Annotated in this window: 16 protein-coding genes; 8 read left to right on the top strand and 8 right to left on the bottom strand. The window is 46.4% G+C overall.

Features of this window, described 5'->3' with window-relative positions; all coding sequences use genetic code 11:
- Positions 1–401: ATP-binding cassette domain-containing protein (locus tag Q0Y54_RS05995; protein ID WP_297965263.1), on the bottom strand; the 401-nt coding region annotated here is incomplete at its 3' end.
- A gap of 656 nt (positions 402–1,057) precedes the next feature.
- Between Q0Y54_RS05995 and Q0Y54_RS05990 the strand changes: the two genes are divergently transcribed.
- Positions 1,058–2,116 (top strand): DNA adenine methylase, encoded by a 1,059-nt coding sequence (locus tag Q0Y54_RS05990; protein WP_297965260.1) that lies wholly within the window; start codon positions 1,058–1,060, stop codon positions 2,114–2,116.
- Positions 2,117–2,151: 35 nt separating this feature from the next.
- On the opposite strand, the gene Q0Y54_RS05985 is transcribed toward Q0Y54_RS05990, so the two are convergent.
- From Q0Y54_RS05985 to Q0Y54_RS05960, 6 genes are all read right to left on the bottom strand, one after another.
- The gene (locus Q0Y54_RS05985; protein ID WP_297965258.1) at positions 2,152–2,853 is read right to left on the bottom strand and encodes a site-specific DNA-methyltransferase; all 702 of its coding nucleotides are present in this window, start codon (positions 2,851–2,853) and stop codon (positions 2,152–2,154) included.
- Positions 2,854–2,864: 11 nt separating this feature from the next.
- Positions 2,865–3,746: a TdeIII family type II restriction endonuclease gene (locus Q0Y54_RS05980; protein WP_297965256.1), complete on the bottom strand. Its 882-nt coding sequence runs from the start codon at positions 3,744–3,746 to the stop codon at positions 2,865–2,867.
- Positions 3,743–3,961: a helix-turn-helix domain-containing protein gene (locus tag Q0Y54_RS05975; protein ID WP_297965254.1), complete on the bottom strand. Its 219-nt coding sequence runs from the start codon at positions 3,959–3,961 to the stop codon at positions 3,743–3,745. The genes Q0Y54_RS05980 and Q0Y54_RS05975 overlap by 4 nt, the downstream gene beginning before the upstream one ends.
- A gap of 194 nt (positions 3,962–4,155) precedes the next feature.
- Positions 4,156–5,445 carry an adenylosuccinate synthase gene (locus Q0Y54_RS05970; protein ID WP_297965252.1) on the bottom strand — a complete coding sequence of 430 codons (1,290 nt, stop codon included), beginning with the start codon at positions 5,443–5,445 and terminating at the stop codon, positions 4,156–4,158.
- Between the two features lie 108 nt (positions 5,446–5,553).
- Positions 5,554–6,846, bottom strand: coding sequence for an adenylosuccinate lyase (purB, locus tag Q0Y54_RS05965; RefSeq protein ID WP_297965250.1), 1,293 nt, complete (start codon positions 6,844–6,846; stop codon positions 5,554–5,556).
- Between the two features lie 146 nt (positions 6,847–6,992).
- Positions 6,993–8,504, bottom strand: a complete 1,512-nt coding sequence (locus Q0Y54_RS05960) for a phosphomannomutase/phosphoglucomutase (protein ID WP_297965268.1) — start codon at positions 8,502–8,504, stop codon at positions 6,993–6,995.
- A gap of 266 nt (positions 8,505–8,770) precedes the next feature.
- Here Q0Y54_RS05960 and Q0Y54_RS05955 point away from each other — a divergent pair, with 266 nt between their 5' ends.
- From Q0Y54_RS05955 to cysK, 6 genes are all read left to right on the top strand, one after another.
- On the top strand, positions 8,771–9,727 hold the full coding sequence (locus tag Q0Y54_RS05955; RefSeq protein ID WP_297965248.1) for a YybS family protein: 957 nt from the start codon (positions 8,771–8,773) through the stop codon (positions 9,725–9,727).
- Between the two features lie 21 nt (positions 9,728–9,748).
- Positions 9,749–11,773, top strand: coding sequence for a DHH family phosphoesterase (locus Q0Y54_RS05950; RefSeq protein WP_297965246.1), 2,025 nt, complete (start codon positions 9,749–9,751; stop codon positions 11,771–11,773).
- Entirely contained in the window at positions 11,745–12,191 is a 447-nt protein-coding gene (rplI, locus tag Q0Y54_RS05945) for a 50S ribosomal protein L9 (RefSeq protein ID WP_297965244.1), read from the top strand. Before Q0Y54_RS05950 ends, rplI begins: the two co-directional genes overlap by 29 nt.
- Before the next feature lie 13 nt (positions 12,192–12,204).
- Complete coding sequence (lonC, locus tag Q0Y54_RS05940) at positions 12,205–14,205, top strand: Lon family ATP-dependent protease (RefSeq protein WP_297965242.1); 2,001 nt, start codon at positions 12,205–12,207, stop codon at positions 14,203–14,205.
- 36 nt (positions 14,206–14,241) lie between these two features.
- Positions 14,242–15,573, top strand: a complete 1,332-nt coding sequence (gene dnaB / locus Q0Y54_RS05935) for a replicative DNA helicase (RefSeq protein ID WP_297965265.1) — start codon at positions 14,242–14,244, stop codon at positions 15,571–15,573.
- A 183-nt stretch (positions 15,574–15,756) separates the two neighbouring features.
- Positions 15,757–16,686, top strand: coding sequence for a cysteine synthase A (cysK, locus tag Q0Y54_RS05930; RefSeq protein WP_297965240.1), 930 nt, complete (start codon positions 15,757–15,759; stop codon positions 16,684–16,686).
- Positions 16,687–16,734: 48 nt separating this feature from the next.
- Here the strand turns inward: cysK and Q0Y54_RS05925 are convergent, their stop codons facing one another.
- Positions 16,735–17,409 carry an A24 family peptidase gene (locus Q0Y54_RS05925; RefSeq protein WP_297965238.1) on the bottom strand — a complete coding sequence of 225 codons (675 nt, stop codon included), beginning with the start codon at positions 17,407–17,409 and terminating at the stop codon, positions 16,735–16,737.
- Between the two features lie 103 nt (positions 17,410–17,512).
- On the opposite strand from Q0Y54_RS05925, the gene cpaB reads away from it, so the two are divergent.
- Positions 17,513–18,094 (top strand): Flp pilus assembly protein CpaB (gene cpaB / locus Q0Y54_RS05920; protein ID WP_297965236.1); only part of this gene is annotated, 582 nt, incomplete at its 3' end.

Below are 18,094 nucleotides of genomic sequence, written 5' to 3'. Positions count from 1 at the left end.
TTCACCTCCCGGTCGATGTATTCCTTGGCGCACAGTCCCACCTTGGACAGGTATTCACAGGCTGTATTGACGGAAATATTTTTCCCCGTAGCCAGCCGCAGCAAATCCAGCACCTTAATTCCCTTAAAATGAACTGGCTGCTGGAAGGCAAAGCTAATCCCCTTCCTGGCCCGTTCCGTAATAGAACACTCAGTAATATCCTCCCCATCAAAAATCATCTGGCCCGAAGTAAGCTCCTTGACCCCCATAATCAGCTTGGCCAAAGTGGACTTACCGCCACCATTGGGCCCGGTAATAACCACGAATTTGCCATCCTCTATTGTGAGGTCAAGATGGTCAATAATTCTCTTAATCTCGTTGTTTTCTTCAACCTGATAGGTTAAATCCTTTAATTCAAGCATAATTTTCTCCTCTTAGACGTATACACACACTTACTCTTTTATTATACCTTTTTTTCAATGTCAGAAGCAATTATGAACTTTTCCCAGCTATCAAGCCTGCTCATAGCACCGCCATTCATCTCCCACCTGGAAGGAAGAGCTCTTCTGGTAGTGTATGATAAAATGATAACTTATTCAGGTGGAGTTTTAACTACACCTGAATTTAGTTGAATTTTACCCAGGGCTTTGCGGACGAATCCAAGAGGCAACGCCTATTGGTTAATACGTCCCATGCGAAAGTGTCCTGCAAAGCAAGACCATGGTCTTAGCTGAGCAGCTGACACTGACCGCTACGGGTGCTTTACTCCCACCTAAGAGGAGGGAGTCTTAGCACCCGTTAGCATCGGATAAAAGTAGGCGCTTGTCCGAAAATGGAACAAATGCTATAATAACCGTAAGAAAGGGGCAATTGATGTTTGTACCATCAGCCCCCTCCGTTAGTTCTTTGGGAATCGGCACACAACCGGTTCCCCTTTCATTTACAGAAGACTAATAAAATCAAGAGAAAATACTAATAGTTTTATAAGTAGTGTTATTTAAGTACGGACCAAATTATTGTTGCTTATATACAACAATCATGCTACAATATCAACATTATAGAATTAAGGACGAAAAATATGAAAACCATATTAAAATGGCCTGGTGGCAAAGAAAAAGAGCTGCCTATAATACGAAAATATACGCCAGCCTACAAAGGACGTTTTATTGAGCCCTTCGTAGGTGGCGGCGCGGCTTTTTTTGACACAGAAACGGAAGCCTGCTGTATAAATGATAAATCCAAGGAGCTAATCAATCTATATAATTGCGTAAAGAACAGGGATAGTGATTTTGTTCACCATGTCCAGCTCGAACATAATGAATTTTCATCTTTGGAAACACTCGTTGACCAACACTCGACAGATATATTGCAGCTATACCATGGCAATTTATCCATTGACGATTTTTTATCTAAATATAATACACAGCTTACCGGAATTGCCACAGATTACTCTGCCATCTTTCTAAAAGAACTATTTAAAAATCTCCATAGTAAAATAAAGCGTTCTCAAAAGCTGGAAAGTGCAAAGGGTTCCATACCGGATGGAGACCGCCTTGATAACATCGAAGCGGCATTAAAATCGGCTTATTACATGTATATAAGGTATTTGCAAAACCATAATAATGGACTGTCAAAGGGCAGACAAGCAGCTGTTTTTTTATTCATTCGTGAATATTGCTATTCCTCCATGTTCAGGTATAACAACAGAGGGGAGTTTAACGTCCCATATGGAGGAATCTCCTACAACAGAAAGGATTTTCAAAAAAAAATTGATTATCTGTTATCTGACAATGTAAGAAAAAAACTGGAAGCTGCCGACATTTACTGTGATGACTTTGAAACCTTTATTATGGGTTTGAACCCAACCCCTGATGATTTTATTTTTCTTGATCCACCCTACGACAGTGCTTTTTCGACCTACGCCCAAAACTTTTTTAGCTTGGAAGACCAGTCCAGATTATGCAATTGTCTAAAAAATACCAAAGCCAAAATCATGCTGATTATAAAAAATACAGATTACATATATAATTTGTATAAGGACGATTTCAGCATTAAATCCTTTGACAAAAAATATCTTGTCAGCTTTATGAACCGCAATGATCGCCAGGCGGAGCATCTTATTATTACTAATTACTAAAACAAGGAGCCTATCCACTGGATATGCTCCTTGTTTCATCTACCCCCTTGTAATAATTCTATCCTTGCAACTGCGGCATCATAAAATTGCTTATCAATTTCACAGCCTATAAAATCCCTATTCAGCTCAAGTGCTGCTACTCCTGTAGAGCCGACTCCCATAAATGGGTCAAACACTACATCACCCTCATTGCTGGCCACTTCAATTAAATGCTTGAGAAGTTTAACTGGTTTTTGTGATGGATGTTTCGGATTTCTTAATCTTTCTGGCCACATACAGATTGGACTTTCAAAATGATTGTGCATTTCCTTTTGATTAGTAAAATTCCATTTATGCCCCTTATTCCACATACACACGATCATTTCACAGCTATTTAAAAAACCATTCTTATATATTTTCGGCATGGGATTGGTTTTATGCCAAATAAAAAACTGAAATGTGTCATACTCCGGATCAAAGGCTTCATGCCACTTTCCAATCAGATTATAGCTGGTAAATACAAAGATGTTGCCCCCTGGCTTCAATATGCGCTTAAAATCGTTTACAAAAGCGGCCGGATTTATCTTTTTCAAATCCCACTCACCTAAGTCATTATTAACTGCACTTCTCCCTGGCAATGGAATATTGCCTGTAGAATATTGGGCAATATTATATGGTGGATCGGTTAAAATCAAATCCACCGAATTATTAGGCATTTGTCTTAAATATTCAACACAATCTATATTTTTAGTAATCATTTAATTTCTTTTTATTTCCTCCCGCGTCTATCTACAGTATTTTTTATCATTTCATTTATCCTGGAACTAAGATCTAATTCTTCCAGGGCAAGCTTATATAGCTCTGTAAATCTCTCATAGGAAATACCTTCAGGCAAAATAGTATTCCAAAAAGCCTTACCTATCAAGAACATCTCAGGAAATGCCATATGCTTCTTTACAGCCCCTGTCCAGGTATTGCCTTCACCATTTTTATTGTAAAGAGTAGCGAAATAAGCCTTGGAATTATCTATATTCAATCCAGCGTATATCGTAAGTAATTTTTCCACATTAGCAGGTGCATTGGAGCTATCCAAATCACCACCAGCCTTTAATTCAAGAACGACCCAATCATGACCATTAAAGAAAGCCAAATCCACTGGCTTAACATGATATTTATCGCTCCTATACTTATCCGCTAAGGCCAAAAGGCTTCTTATACTTTTTTGTGTAACCCCGCTTTCCCTGCGTTTCTTCCCCGTCCCACAGGCGACATTCGTGGCTCTGAATTCTGATATATGCCCCCGCAGTTCACCATTGTCCACATCAATGTCTGTAACAATAACCTGTCCTTTTACAGTATCAGGTTCGATATCATGTGGAATATTTCGTGGGTTTACTACGGCCGGTACATTATTATCGCCAAATTTTAATCTAGCAATTCGTTTTGCACAGGATTCTATGGCAAATCCGCTTTTGGATTCAAAGCTGCTGACAAAAACCATATTAGCAGTAATTGTTTCGTCCAGCTGACTCAATAAGAAATTATATCTTTTCCTAACATAATTAACGCTAAAATCACTTTCAATATTGTCTATAACCTTTTTAAATTCTTCATAAACTATACTTTTGATTCTATCTTCCATATCTGTCATTTGTTTTCCTCCAAACCTTCAAACAGCTCCGATATGGTAATATTCAGTCCATTGGCGATTTTTTCAATATTTTGCAATGAAATATTTCTCTTACCTGATTCCACTGAAGCAAAATAAGTTCTGTCCATACCAATCTTTAAGGCAAATTTTTCCTGACTTAAACCGGTTGCTTTGCGCAAGGCTTTGATACGATTTCCCAGTTCCTCTGCCAACATAATGCTTTACCTCCATATACTGCATACACGTTGATTATATTTGTCAGCAGTTTTTATAACAACGGTTTTTAAGTAACATTAATTCCTTAAATATATCTGTTCACAAGGTACTCCCTTGATTTTCCGTAATTTAAAAGAGGTTAGCCAAAAGGGCTAACCTCTTATTGTATCCTATCTTAATATGAAACAAATTCTTATTTAAACAAATCATCAGCGATGATAATGGTCTGATCACGGTTAGGGCCTACCGATACGATACCCAGCTCTATACCGGTAACCTCGGACATGCGCTCCAGATAAATGCGGGCCTTTTCAGGCAGGTCCTCATACTTTCTGATGCCGCTGATATCCGTCTGCCAGCCCTCAAAGGTCTCGTAAACAGGCTCCACCTCAGCCAATACCTTCAGGGAGGCCGGTATTTCATGGAGGAGCTCACCCTTGTACTTATAGCCTACACACATCTTGATTTCAGGCATAATATCCAAGATATCCAGACGGGTAATGGCCATGTAATCAATACCGGAAAGCATACCGGCATACCGTACTACACAGGCATCCAGCCAGCCTGTACGCCGTGGGCGGCCGGTAACTGTACCGTACTCATGGCCCGCATCACGGATTTTGTCGCCGATTTCATTAAGCTGCTCGGTAGGGAATGGTCCTTCGCCTACACGGGTGCAATAGGCCTTTACTACCCCCACAACCTTGTCAATATCCCGGGGAGCCACACCGGCACCTACACACACACCGCCGGATACGGGGTGGGAGGCTGTTACATAAGGGTAGGTACCATAATCAATATCCAGCATGGTGGCCTGGGCCCCCTCAAAGAGAACCTTCTTCCCGGCCTTTATTTCATTGTGAAGCAGGGCGATGGTATCACATACATAAGGACGGAGACGGTCAGCATAAGCCTCGTACTCCTTCAAAATAGTCTCATAATCAAATGGCTCCTTGCCATACATGCCCACAATCTGCTTATTTTTGATGGCCAGATTTTCCTTCAGGCGCTTTCTGAACTCTTCCTTGTCAATGAAATCACATACCCGAATACCTATGCGGTCATCCCGGTCAACGTAGCATGGACCGACACCATTCTTGGTGGTACCAACCTTGTTGGCTCCCTTCAGCTCCTCCAGATAGCTATCCATTTCGCAATGATATGGCAATACCACATGGGCCCGGTTGCTGATGCGGATACCGCTTACGTCAATGCCCTTTTCAATCATGCCATCCATTTCCTGAAGCATAACCTTTGGATTAAAGGCAACTCCGTTACCCACCACATTTAATGTACCCTTGAACAGGATACCGGATGGCATAAGGCGAAGCTTATACTCCACACCATCAACTGCCACGGTATGACCGGCGTTGCTGCCGCCCTGGGAACGAACCACAACCTCTGCCTGCTGTGCCAAATAATCTACAATCTTGCCCTTGCCTTCGTCACCCCATTGGGTTCCAAGGATTACTACTGAAGCCATAAAGGTCTCTCCCCTCAAAACAGTATCCGGTACAACCCGATACATTTATAAAAAAGTATCGGGACCGCTTAGCGGCCCCTTTATTAACAAATTTCCAAACTCAATTTATTACAATCCGAAGCGGGCCATAATCATATCAACGTGACGGAGGAAATAATCCACCTTGAAGCACTCATCAATCTCTTCCTGAGACAGGTATTTGACTACATCCTCATCCTTGCTGATATTGGTCTTAAAGTCTTCCTTCTCCAGCCATCTCTTCATGGCATTGCGCTGTACCCACTTATAAGCATCCTCACGGAGCACTCCCTTGGATACCAGGGCAATGAGAATACGCTGGGAGAAAATCAGACCGCCGGTCTTATTTAAATTCTCCATCATGGCATCCGGATAAACCAGCAGCTTATCAATGATGTTGGTGAATTTCTTGATGCAGTAATCTACGTTGATAGTAGAATCCGGCAGGATAACACGTTCCACGGAGGAGTGAGAAATATCTCTCTCATGCCATAGAGCAATATTTTCCATGGATGCCAGGGCATTGCCGCGAACCAGACGGGCCATACCCGCAATGCGCTCACAGGTAATAGGATTACGCTTATGAGGCATAGCAGAAGACCCCTTCTGCCCCGGGCTGAAATATTCCTCAGCCTCACGGATATCGGTACGCTGGAGGTTACGGATCTCAGTGGCAAATTTTTCAAAGGAGCTTGCCACAATAGCCAAAGTAGTCATGTATTCCGCATGACGGTCCCGCTGAATAACCTGGGTAGCCAATGGTGCAGGGGTAATGCCCAGCTTCTGGCATACCAGCTCTTCAATCTTTGGATTAATGTTGGAATAGGTTCCAACAGCACCGGAGAGCTTACCCACAGACACAATCTTCTTGGCATGCTCCACCCGCTCAATATCCCGATCAATCTCATTCATCCAGAGAGCCAGCTTCAGGCCAAAGGTCATGGGCTCTGCATGAATACCATGGGTACGGCCGATGCAGACTGTGTGCTTGAACTCAGCTGCGCGGCGCTTCAAAACCTCACGGAATTTTTTCAAATCATCAATAATCAGCTCAGCAGACTTCTTCATCATAATGCCAAGGGCAGTATCCTTAACATCACTGGAGGTCAACCCCTTGTGAATATATTTGGAATCATCGCCAACATACTCAGCCACATTGGTCAGGAAAGCAATAATATCATGGTTGGTTTCCTTCTCAATTTCCTTTACCCGATCCAGCTCGAAATGGGCCTTTTCACGAATGTTCCTGGCCGCCTCCTTTGGAATCTCCCCCAGCTCAGCCATGGCCTCGCAGGCAGCGATTTCCACATCCAGCATAACCTCAAACTCATGCTGCAGGGTCCAGATATTACCCATTTCCGGGTTGGTATACCGTTCGATCATTGATGCAATCCTCCTTACAAAGAAAACAGCTTCTATTGCCCGGCCATCACCGAGCAGGGTAAATTTTTATTCACCCCATTGTTATCCGTATACATCATAGCATTAGCCTGGAGATACTGTCAACCGCTACGCCCTATTACAGGACCTTAATGTATTACACTGTAGTCAAGATGAACAAATCCAGAAACCAACTCCCTGGCTATTTTAACCAGCTTTTCGCAATCCCCGTCATGCTTGCCCTCAATATTCATTGGCATATTAGGATCATGGAGGGACAGGCGCAGGAGAATCCAGCCCTCATCCGGGAACACCAAGCGTACACCCTCATAGGATGGGGATGCCACCTGAATACCACGGGCCCGGGCCAATTCCTTAAATTCCTCCAGCACCTTATAACCGTAGGCCCTATAATCCTCCAGGCCACTGATATTGAGACGATATTCCCGGGCATCAGCCGGATAGCCCAATTCCTCAATAAGATTGGTAAGATGCATATCCTTCCGACGAGCCTTGGCAGCAGCAATAATCAGCTTTACGGCTAAATAGGCTCCATCATCCAAATAATAATTTTCCCTAAGAGCACCATGACCGGAGGTTTCAATAGCCAATGGGCAATCTATTCCCTCCTCGTTAAGGCGGATACATTCATTAATAACGTTCTTATAGCCCCGCTTGAAGCGATGATGCTTCAAATGAAGGCTCCCCTCCAAAAACTCCGTCAGCTCATCAGATGTTACTGAGTCGGTTACAATGGTACTGCCTGGATTATCCGGGGCCAAAATAGCTGCTATCATGGCAATCAGAGCATTACGGTTAATTTCCTTGCCATCGGACAGCACCGCTCCCATTCGGTCCACATCCGTGTCAAAAATCAAGCCAAAATCAGCATGGGAATCCTTGACAATCTTCTTAATGGAAGCCATAGCCTCCTTGTTCTCCGGATTTGGAATATGGTTCGGAAACCGTCCATCAGGATCCAAATACTTGCTGCCGGTAGTATCAGCTCCCAAGGGCTTAAGAACCTTCCTGGCAAAGAAACCACCGGCACCGTTACCGGCATCCACCACTATTTTCATACCAGCCAAGGGCTGCATATAGTTCTCCTCCAGATTGGCTCCCACTCTGATTTTATCACGCAGATATGCCGCATAGAGGTCAATCAAATCCAGTTTTTCTACATCGCTGATATCATATCTGACTGGCTCAAGCCGGGCTGCTGCCAGCAAAATAGTCTTGATATCCTCCTTCTCCAGGCCCCCCTCTGCTGTAAAGAATTTCAGACCATTGCGGTTATAGGGCAGATGGCTGGCGGTAATCATAATGGCACCATCCATTTGGGTATCCTCAAAAACAGTGGACATATACATGGCCGGCGTAGAGCAAAGACCACAATCAAACATCCTGGCCCCCAAATTCATTGCCCCCTCAATGGCCGCCTCCTTCAGGCTGATTGCACTGAGACGTGAATCATGGCCAATGGCAATCTTTAGCTTGGAAGCCGGCTTGCCGATTTTTTCTGCCAAAAAATTTACAAAGGCCGCACCGATCACATTGGCCGCATCGTGGCCAAGAGTCACAGCCTCTCCTTCAACCCCCTCCATGGCAACGCCGCGTATGTCGCTGCCATTTTGTAATTTCAGCATCTTTTTTTCATCCATCATATGAATAAACACCTCCAAGGTATAATTTACATCTAATAACATACATTATAACAATATTGTTCAAATTTTTCTTCCTTTTAGAGGAAAAAATTCCAATGCCGGCTGGTGATTTTTCATTTTCATCCACTGCCCCATATCCCTGTACCGGCTGATTAGTACCATCAATCTACCATAGGTAGCATGTTTTATCATAAAATGATATAATGATGAATTAATGCGAGGGAATATTACCCTTACCCTACGATTAAGGAGTTTTTTTCAACATGGCTGATGTAAAAATTAAGTCGATGACCGAAAGCAGTCTTCTGGCGGCCATCACCGTTATAGTTGCCGTAATGGGTGCTTACGTTCCCATCCTGGGAGAGATTGCTATACTGATTTGGCCTTTGCCGATATTGATACTCGTCGTCCGGCATGGTCTGAAATGGGCTCTTTTAAGTATATTGGCAGCGGGGATTATTATGGCTATACTCATCACACCGATGGCATCCATCCGCATGGTGGTGGCCTTTGCACCACCGGCCATTGCCTTGGGCTATGGCTTTCGGAACAATCTCCCCGCTGGCCAGACCCTATTAGCCTCCCTGACAGCGGCCATATTGGCTATGCTGCTGGCTTTGGGAATAGTCTTTGCCATGACGGGTATCAATCCGCTTAATACACAGCTGGAGGTGCTGGAGGAATCCTTTAACGCGTCTATTGAAGCCTACGAGTCCATGGGAATTCCACCGGAAAAGCTGGCGGAAATGAAGGAGAATTTTGGCAAGGCCTTCCAGCTAGTGGGGATGCTCATGCCATTGGTGGTGGTGTGCTCCAGCCTGATAACCACCCTGGTAAATTTCATCCTGGGGCAACGGGTGCTGAAACGCCTTGGCTATTCTCTCCCGGAGTTACCCTCCCTGGACAATTGGCATCTGCCAATAGCTATTTTCTATTTCTTTGGCTTTGCACTGGTAGGTATTTATTGGGGAGAATCCCGCAATATTGCCTTGCTTAACCAGGCCTCCTACAATGTATATATCTTTGCCTCCATAGCCGGTTTTATTCAGGGTGTGGCCATGCTGAGCTGCTTGCTGCGGAACAGGATTTCCCGCCTGATGTTTTGGATTATCATCGGCTTCATATTTATCAATGGACTATTAGCCCAGCTGTTAGCATTTGTGGGCCTGTTTGATATGATTTTTGATTATCGGAAGCGTTTCGCCAAGAGATGCAATTAATTGAGAATTGAGGTTTATAAAATGCCTAGAAACTTGAATGCCTGGATTGATATAATCATAATCCATCTGGCAGCACTGCTGTTTGTGGTAGTTCTTTGTTTATACAATCTGTATATCGGTGCCGCCGCCTTTATGATATGGTGTGCCACCCTGTTCTTCGGATATGAGCGATGCCGGTTCCGCAGTGAGGAATTTGCCCATTATTGTCATACAGTTATCAGCAATGTCAATGAGGCCTCCAACTACGCCTTGGACAACCTGCCCCAAATGATTGTCATTACGGACAAAGCCGGCCGCCTGCAATGGTTTAACAAGGAGCTGGAAAAGCATATCCGGGTTATACCGGAATATGGCATGTGCATTAATCGGGGGGATACTGCCTTTTGGCCGGAGCTGGATCTCAATCCGATCTGGGGCAAAAACGGAGAGACTGTATTTATCCACGAAAATGTTCATTACAAGGTGAAATATGTGCCCATTGCCACCAAGGAGGATTCCAGCGGCCTCATGGCCCTTTACATCATTGATGATACCCCCTATCAGCTGCTGAAGCGCATTCATGCCGACAGCCGCTCCGTCCTGATGTACATTCAGATTGATAACTACAATGACGTACTGAAGGGGCTCAATGACGCCGAGAAAAACAGCCTTATGTTTGAAGCCAACAAGATGATTGATGAGTGGATAACCCATTTGGAAGGCTATTCCCGTCATATCAGCCGCGATATGTATATTGTGGTTATTGAACGCCGCAGCCTGGATATGGCCATGGGAGAAAAATTCTATATTCTTGACAAAATTCACAATCTGTTTAACACCACCAGCAAGCTGCCAATTACCCTGAGTATGGGTATTTCCGTGGCAGACCGGCAAACCTGCATAGAGCTGGGTCAGCAGGCTCAGGCCATGTTAGACTTGGCCCTCAGCCGTGGCGGCGATCAGGCAGCCATTATGATGAACGGCCAAACCAGCTTCTTCGGCGGCAAAACCAAGGCCCTGGAAAAGCAGAACAGAGTAAAGGCCCGGGTTATGGCCTCCAATATAAAGGCCCTTATGCAGACTGCCGATGAAATATTCATCATGGGCCATCACAATGAGGACTTCGATGCCCTGGGAGCGGCCATGGGAGTAGCCCGAATGGCCAAAACCCTGGAAAAACCGGTTCACATTATTCTCAGCGACATGAATGATGGTATTGACAAAATCATTGAAATGCTGTCCAACCGGGAGGAATACGCCGAGCTGTTTATTACCATTGACCAGATTGTAAACATAACCGCCAAAAATCCGGTGCTGTTTGTAATGGATACCTTTATCCCCCATCTCACTGCTGCCCCAGAAATGCTGGAGCGCATTGAGCAGATTGTGGTTATCGACCACCACCGCCGCAGTGAAAAATGTATCCAAAATACGAAGATTGCCTATACGGAAACGGCCACCAGCTCCACCTGTGAGCTGGTTACGGAGCTTCTCATGTATTTTGGTGACGAATTAAAGCTTACCCGCATTGAGGCCATAGCCCTGTATTGCGGTATTCTGGTGGATACCAAGAACTTCGCCGTACAGGTGGGGGTTCGTACCTTTGAGGCCGCGGCTTATCTGCGCCGTTGGGGGGCTGATTTGGTGGCTGTGCGTCAGCTCTTTAGAACGGACTTTGCCACCGAGGTGGCTGAGGCCAAGGCCAAGGCCAGTGCTTATATGCAGCCTAATGGCCTGATTATCACCAAATGCCCTGAGGCCATGACGAATATTCAGGTTATAGCCGCCCAGGTGGCCGATTCCATGCTCAGAATTGAGGGGGTACGGGTCAGCATAGTAGTATTCCAGCTTACCCAGAATACTGTGGGAGTAAGTGCCCGCTCCAGCGGTGATATAAATGTCCAGCTTATAATGGAAAACTTTGGCGGCGGCGGCCATCAAAATGTGGCCGGCACTCAATTAAAGGACGGTACTGTGGATGAGGTTTATAATCAGGTATTGGAATTTACAAATAACTTTATAGAGGAGTATGATACAAATGAAAGTAATTCTGCAGAAGGACGTTAAAAATGTTGGTAAAAAGGGGGATATCGTAGAGGTATCCGATGGCTATGGCCGCAATTTCCTGCTGCCAAAAAAGGTGGCCATTGAGGCCACTGCCAATAATATAAATGTAGCCAAGGCCCAGGCCGGCTCAGCAGCCCGCAAAAAGGCCCAGGACACCGATGAAGCCAAGCTCATGGCTGCCCAGCTGTCCCAGGTCAGTGTAACCATCCCGGTAAAAATCGGCGAAAATGGCCGTCTCTTTGGCTCCGTGGGTGGCAAGGACATTGCCGAGGTATTAAAAAAGAAACACAATATCGATATAGATAAGCGCAAAATTTCCCTGAAAAACGAAATTACCGGCGTTGGTACCTACGAGGCCGTTATAAAGGTTCATCCGGAAATTACCAGTACCATCAAGGTAGAAATCGTACAGGGCTAATGGGTTTTTGTTCATGAAAAATTTCTTTTCCAAATTATTAAATTTAAAAACCAAGGACCGGGAGGCCAACCTGGATTCCGCCAAGACTGCTTTGGAGGCTGAGCTTGGTCCCCGGGATGAAATCGACCGAAAAATTGATGCCCTGTTTAACCTGCTGGTGGACTATTACGGTTCCGACAAGCTGGTTATCAAGGCCGGTAAAATGGATGCTTTACAATATGTGCGCTCACCTAAACGAGGTGAGCGCGTATTGGCTTTACAGAGAATTATCGGCGATAATCCCACCATCAAGGAGGTTCCCCGGGATGAGGAGCTGATGGAAATTCTTGAACAGCTGACGGAACAGTTCTCCGATATCCTGGCCCGCCGCTCAGTGGAGGATGACCTGGAAAAAAAGGTGGCTGAACGGCTGGAGGAAAACCATCAGGATTATGTTCAGGATATAAAAATGCAAATCCTCAAGGAGGAGAAAAAAAATGTGGAATCCCCCTTGGAGCAAAAAAAGCGGGAGCAGCTGGAGAAGCTGGAAAAAATCAGCCTGACCCAGTCAGTAATGGAGCTGCTCCGCCCTGCCTCCACCCAGGAAATAGTGGGGCAAAAACGGGCCGTGGACTCCCTGCTGGCCAAGCTTAGCTCCCCTTATCCCCAGCACCTGATACTATATGGTCCCCCGGGGGTAGGTAAAACCACAGCTGCCCGCCTGGTTCTGGAGGAGGCCAAGAAACGGGCCCTGTCCCCCTTTGGGGAGGATGCCCCCTTTGTGGAAACCGATGGTACCACCCTGCGCTGGGATCCCCGGGATATGACCAATCCCCTTCTTGGCTCGGTACATGACCCTATTTACCAGGGTGCCCGCCGGGATTTGGCTGATACGGGTATACCTGAGCCAAAGCCCGGCCTGGTAACCGATGCCCATGGCGGTATTCTCTTTATTGACGAAATCGGTGAAATGGACCTGATGCTGCAAAACAAGCTGCTGAAGGTGCTGGAGGACAAGCGGGCCTATTTTGAATCAGCCTACTACGATCCAGCAGACGAAAAAATTCCCCCTTACATCAAGAAATTATTTGATGAGGGGGCACCGGCTGATTTTGTCCTGATTGGAGCCACCACCAGGGAGGCCACCCACATAAATCCCGCCCTGCGGTCCCGCTGTGCCGAAATTTACTTTGAGCCCCTGACCCCGGCCAATATCCAGGAAATTGTCCATAATGCGGCCAAGAAGCTTAATGCCGCATTATGCGACGGCGTGGCTGAGCTTATCAGCGAGTATACCATCGAGGGCCGCAAGGCCATAAACATTTTGGCTGATGCCTACAGCCTGGCCTTGGAGCGTAATGCGGATACAGATACCGGCCATGCCGATCAGGAGCCGGATACCACCAGGGATATCATAATTGAAAAGGCCGACATATATAAGGTGGCCCAGGTAAGCCGCCTGAGTCCCTATGTAACCAAAAAGGCCTCGGACAGACTGGAGGTAGGCCACATATTTGGTTTGGGGGTAGCCGGCTTTTTGGGCTCCGTCATTGAAATAGAAGCCATTGCCTTTAAAGCCCGGGAACAGGGCAAGGGACGGGTGCGCTTCAATGAAACGGCAGGCAGCATGGCCAAGGACTCCGTCTTCAATGCAGCTTCCGTAGTACGCATGATCACCGGTCAGGACATTAACGATTACGATATTCACATCAACGTCATTGGCGGCGGCAATATCGATGGTCCCAGTGCCGGTACGGCAATTCTCACATCCATTATATCGGCCATTACCCAGCGGCCTATCCGCCAGGATGTGGCCGTCACCGGTGAAATTTCCCTTCAGGGACGGGTCCGTCCGGTGGGCGGCGTCTTTGAAAAGGCCTATGGTGCCAAGCAGGCCGGGATAAAAACCCTGATTATTCCCAAGGAAAACAGCAAGGATATTCCCAAGCACCACTTAGGGTTGGATATTCACCCGGTCGCTACCGCCAAGGAGGCCTTTGAGCTCCTGTTGGGACCTGAGGAATTGAATAATTGAAATTAATCACTTTAACCAGGAGGAGTATGTATGCCTATAGCTGATCGGCTGCCGCCGCAAAATATTGATGCAGAGCAGGCCGTACTGAGTGCTATGCTCATAAAAAAGGAGGCCATCGCCGAGGTCGCCCAGATACTGAAGCCGGAGGATTTTTACCGGGATGCCCATAAAATAGTTTATGAAGCCATATTGACTCTCTTCAATAAAAACGAGCCGGCGGATATTGTTACCGTGTCCGAGTATCTGAACAATGAAAGCCTCATGGAAAAGGTGGGCGGCGTAACCTTCATTACAGCCCTGGCCAATACGGTAGCCACCGCCGCCAATGTAATATACCACGCCAAAATTGTCCGGGAAAAATCTGACCTCAGACATCTTATCAATACAGCCACCGATATTGCCGGCATGGCCTACGAATCCTCCGATGACGTGGCAGAGGTCATCGACAAATCGGAAAAAATGATTATGGAGGTGGCCAACCGCCAAAACGTCAGCGTATTTACCCCCATGCGGGATATCGTCATGGAAACCTTTGATAAAATAAATGTGCTGTACGAAAGCAAGGGTGGACTGACCGGTATTCCCAGCGGCTTTTCTGAGCTGGATAAGCTGACCTCCGGTCTCCAGGCCTCGGATCTGATTTTGGTGGCTGCCCGCCCAAGTATGGGTAAGACAGCCTTTACCCTGAATATCGGGGCCCATGTAGCCATGAAGGAGCACAAAACCGTGGCCTTCTTCTCCCTGGAAATGTCCAAGCAGCAGCTGGTACAGCGTATGCTGTGCTCTGAGGGGGGCATCGACTCCCAAAAGCTCCGCAAGGGTGAATTGGACAAAACCGACTGGACCAAGCTGGTAAATGTGGCCAACAAGGTGGCTGAGGCGCCCCTCTACATTGATGATACAGCGGGTATTACCGTTATGGAGCTGCGGTCCAAGGCCCGTCGCCTAAAGGCCGAAAAGGGCCTTGACCTGATTATCATCGACTACCTGCAGCTGATGCAGGGGCGCACCGGCAAGAGCTCCACCGATAACCGCCAGCAGGAAATTTCGGAAATTTCCCGTTCCCTAAAGGCCTTGGCCCGGGAATTAAGCGTACCTGTTATCGCCCTGTCCCAGCTGTCCCGAAGCGTAGAAAGCCGCCAAATCAAGCGGCCCATGCTCAGTGACCTGCGTGAATCCGGCTCCCTGGAGCAGGATGCGGATATTGTAATGTTCCTGTACCGGGAGGATTATTACGACCCGGAGACAGTAAACAAAAACATTACCGAGGTTATAGTGGCCAAGCATCGTAACGGCCCCGTTGATACGGTTAAAATGTTCTTCAAGAAGGAATTTACCCGGTTCAACGATTTATCCAAAATGCAATAAGCAAATATCCTTAAGTGTGGTGCAGGCCCGATTATTCCCCTGGAATAATCGGGCCTTTAATGCGGAATAAAAATTTTAAAATTTTTATTGACAACCAAAATGGTAGGTATTAAAATACAAACATACTAAACATATATGTATTTGCTAATGAACTAATATTTATTCCATCAGGAGGCGTTTATTATGGCGAAAATCTACAACAGCGTTACCGAACTCATTGGGAGTACCCCCCTTTTAAAGGCGAATAACTTTGCCAAGGCCAACGGCCTGGAGGCCAATATCCTGGTTAAGCTGGAATATTTCAATCCGGCGGGCAGCGTCAAGGACCGTATTGCCAAGGCAATGATTGAACAGGCCGAGGCTGATGGGAAGCTGACTGCTGATTCCGTAATCATCGAGCCCACCAGCGGCAACACCGGTATCGGACTGGCCAGCTTTGCCGCTGCCCGGGGCTATAAGGCTATTCTCACCATGCCGGAGACCATGAGTGTGGAACGGCGCAATCTCTTAAAGGCTTATGGTGCAAAAATCGTCCTCACCGATGGGGCCAAGGGAATGAAGGGAGCCATTGAAAAGGCCGAGGAGCTGGCCAAAACCACCCCACATTCCTTTATTCCATCCCAGTTTACCAACCAGGCCAATCCGGAAGCCCACAAAAAAACCACCGGTCCGGAAATCTGGCAGGATACCGATGGCAAGGTGGATATCTTTATTGCCGGCGTAGGCACTGGTGGTACCCTGACCGGTGTGGGTGAATATCTGAAATCCAAGAAGGCCGATGTTAAGGTTATTGCCGTAGAGCCATCCTCTTCACCGGTACTGAGTAAAGGAACTGCCGGCCCACATAAAATTCAGGGCATCGGGGCCGGGTTTGTACCGGAGACCCTGAACAACAAAATCTATGATGAGATTGCCCCCATCGACAATGAGGATGCCTTCAAATATGGCCGTCAGTTCTCCCAGAGTGAAGGTATTCTCATCGGCATATCCTCCGGTGCCGCCCTGGCTGCCGCCGTACAGCAGGCCAAAAAGCCGGAAAACAAGGGCAAGAATATCGTAGTACTCCTGCCTGATACCGGTGACCGCTATCTGTCCACCCCTCTCTTTTCCTAAAATGATTACTGCCTCATATGCAGTTCCGCCCTCCATCTGAGGATAATCCTAGTGAACAGTCAGCAAAAATAATACCATACCCGTAAGGGCAAAATAGGGGCCGTAGGGAAAGAATTCCCGGCGGCTTCTTTTTTTGGTTATTATCAGCAGAAGGGCCACTATGCCACCGATAATAATCCCCCAAACAATCGTGGTCAGCAGCAGCTCGGAACCAAGCCACAGGCCCATGGCTCCTATGAGCTTCACATCACCGCCCCCAAAGCCTCCCCGGGTAATCACTGCCAGCAGGAAAAAGGCGGCAAAGCCCACTGCCCCGGCCATCAGGCCATCCAGCAATCCATCCCCCAAAAAGAACAACCGGCTGAGACCCAAGATGGCAAATAAGGCCAGCTGCTTATCAAATATTATCTGCCATATAAAATCCGTCAGTGAAAACTGCACCAAAAAAACGGACGCCACCACCACGGAAAAAATCAGCTGGTATTTCATCCCATTCAGCCCATATGCAACCCCAACACATATCAGCGGTATAGCTATGGACCAAAGCATTAGCCATTTATTTTCCTCAATGGGCTCCTGTACCCGTATAAAATGCTCCAGCTCGTCATGATATTCTGTCCCCAGGCGGCCGGACCATGCAAGGAGGCCCCTGCCTGCCAACCATACCAGCATAACAAATGAAAGGAAAATTATATAATCAAGAAAAAAAATATCACTAATCACACAAAAAAATCCCCCTGTAAATATTTTCTTACCCATTTATTTAATGTATAATACATTTTACAGGAATATAACCAATAAAACAATTTTTGATAAGGACAAAAAAATGAAAACAGATTTTAAAAAACAATTTTCAGAATTAATGGAAAACATCAGCTACAAGTATTGGATTATATTAGCTGCGGCTGCCAGTATCCTATTAGGTGTCCTGTTATTCGTCTATCTGGATGAATCACCGGCACCGCCGCCTCAACCCCAGAGCAAAGAATCCACCATCGTTGTTGTGGCGGCCTCTGACATAGCTCCCCGTACAATAATTCAATCCAATATGCTGACCACCAAGGAAATACCTACGGCAATGGTTCCGGAGGGGGCTATTACCGACATGAGGGAGGTTGTGGGCAAGCCCGCAAGATTTCAGCTTATCAGGGACGATATCGTCACGGATAAAAAGGTACTGATGGATATAAAAATGGCCGGCTTTACCGGAATTATCCCCCCTGATTGCCGAGCCATATCAATAGCTATAAACGATGTTACCGGTATTTCCGGCTTTGCCAAGCCGGGAGATTATGTGGATGTGTTGGTGGTAACTGGCAGCGGCAACGATAACCGCATTACATCCAATATTATTTTGCAGAATATACTGCTGTTGGCCATTAACAAAACACCAATGTACAGCCAGCGC

This window comes from uncultured Anaerovibrio sp. (assembly GCF_947302755.1).
GTDB lineage: Bacteria > Bacillota > Negativicutes > Selenomonadales > Selenomonadaceae > Anaerovibrio.
The sequence above is the reverse complement of the archived record's forward strand: the minus strand, read 5'-3'. Positions and strand labels throughout refer to the sequence as shown.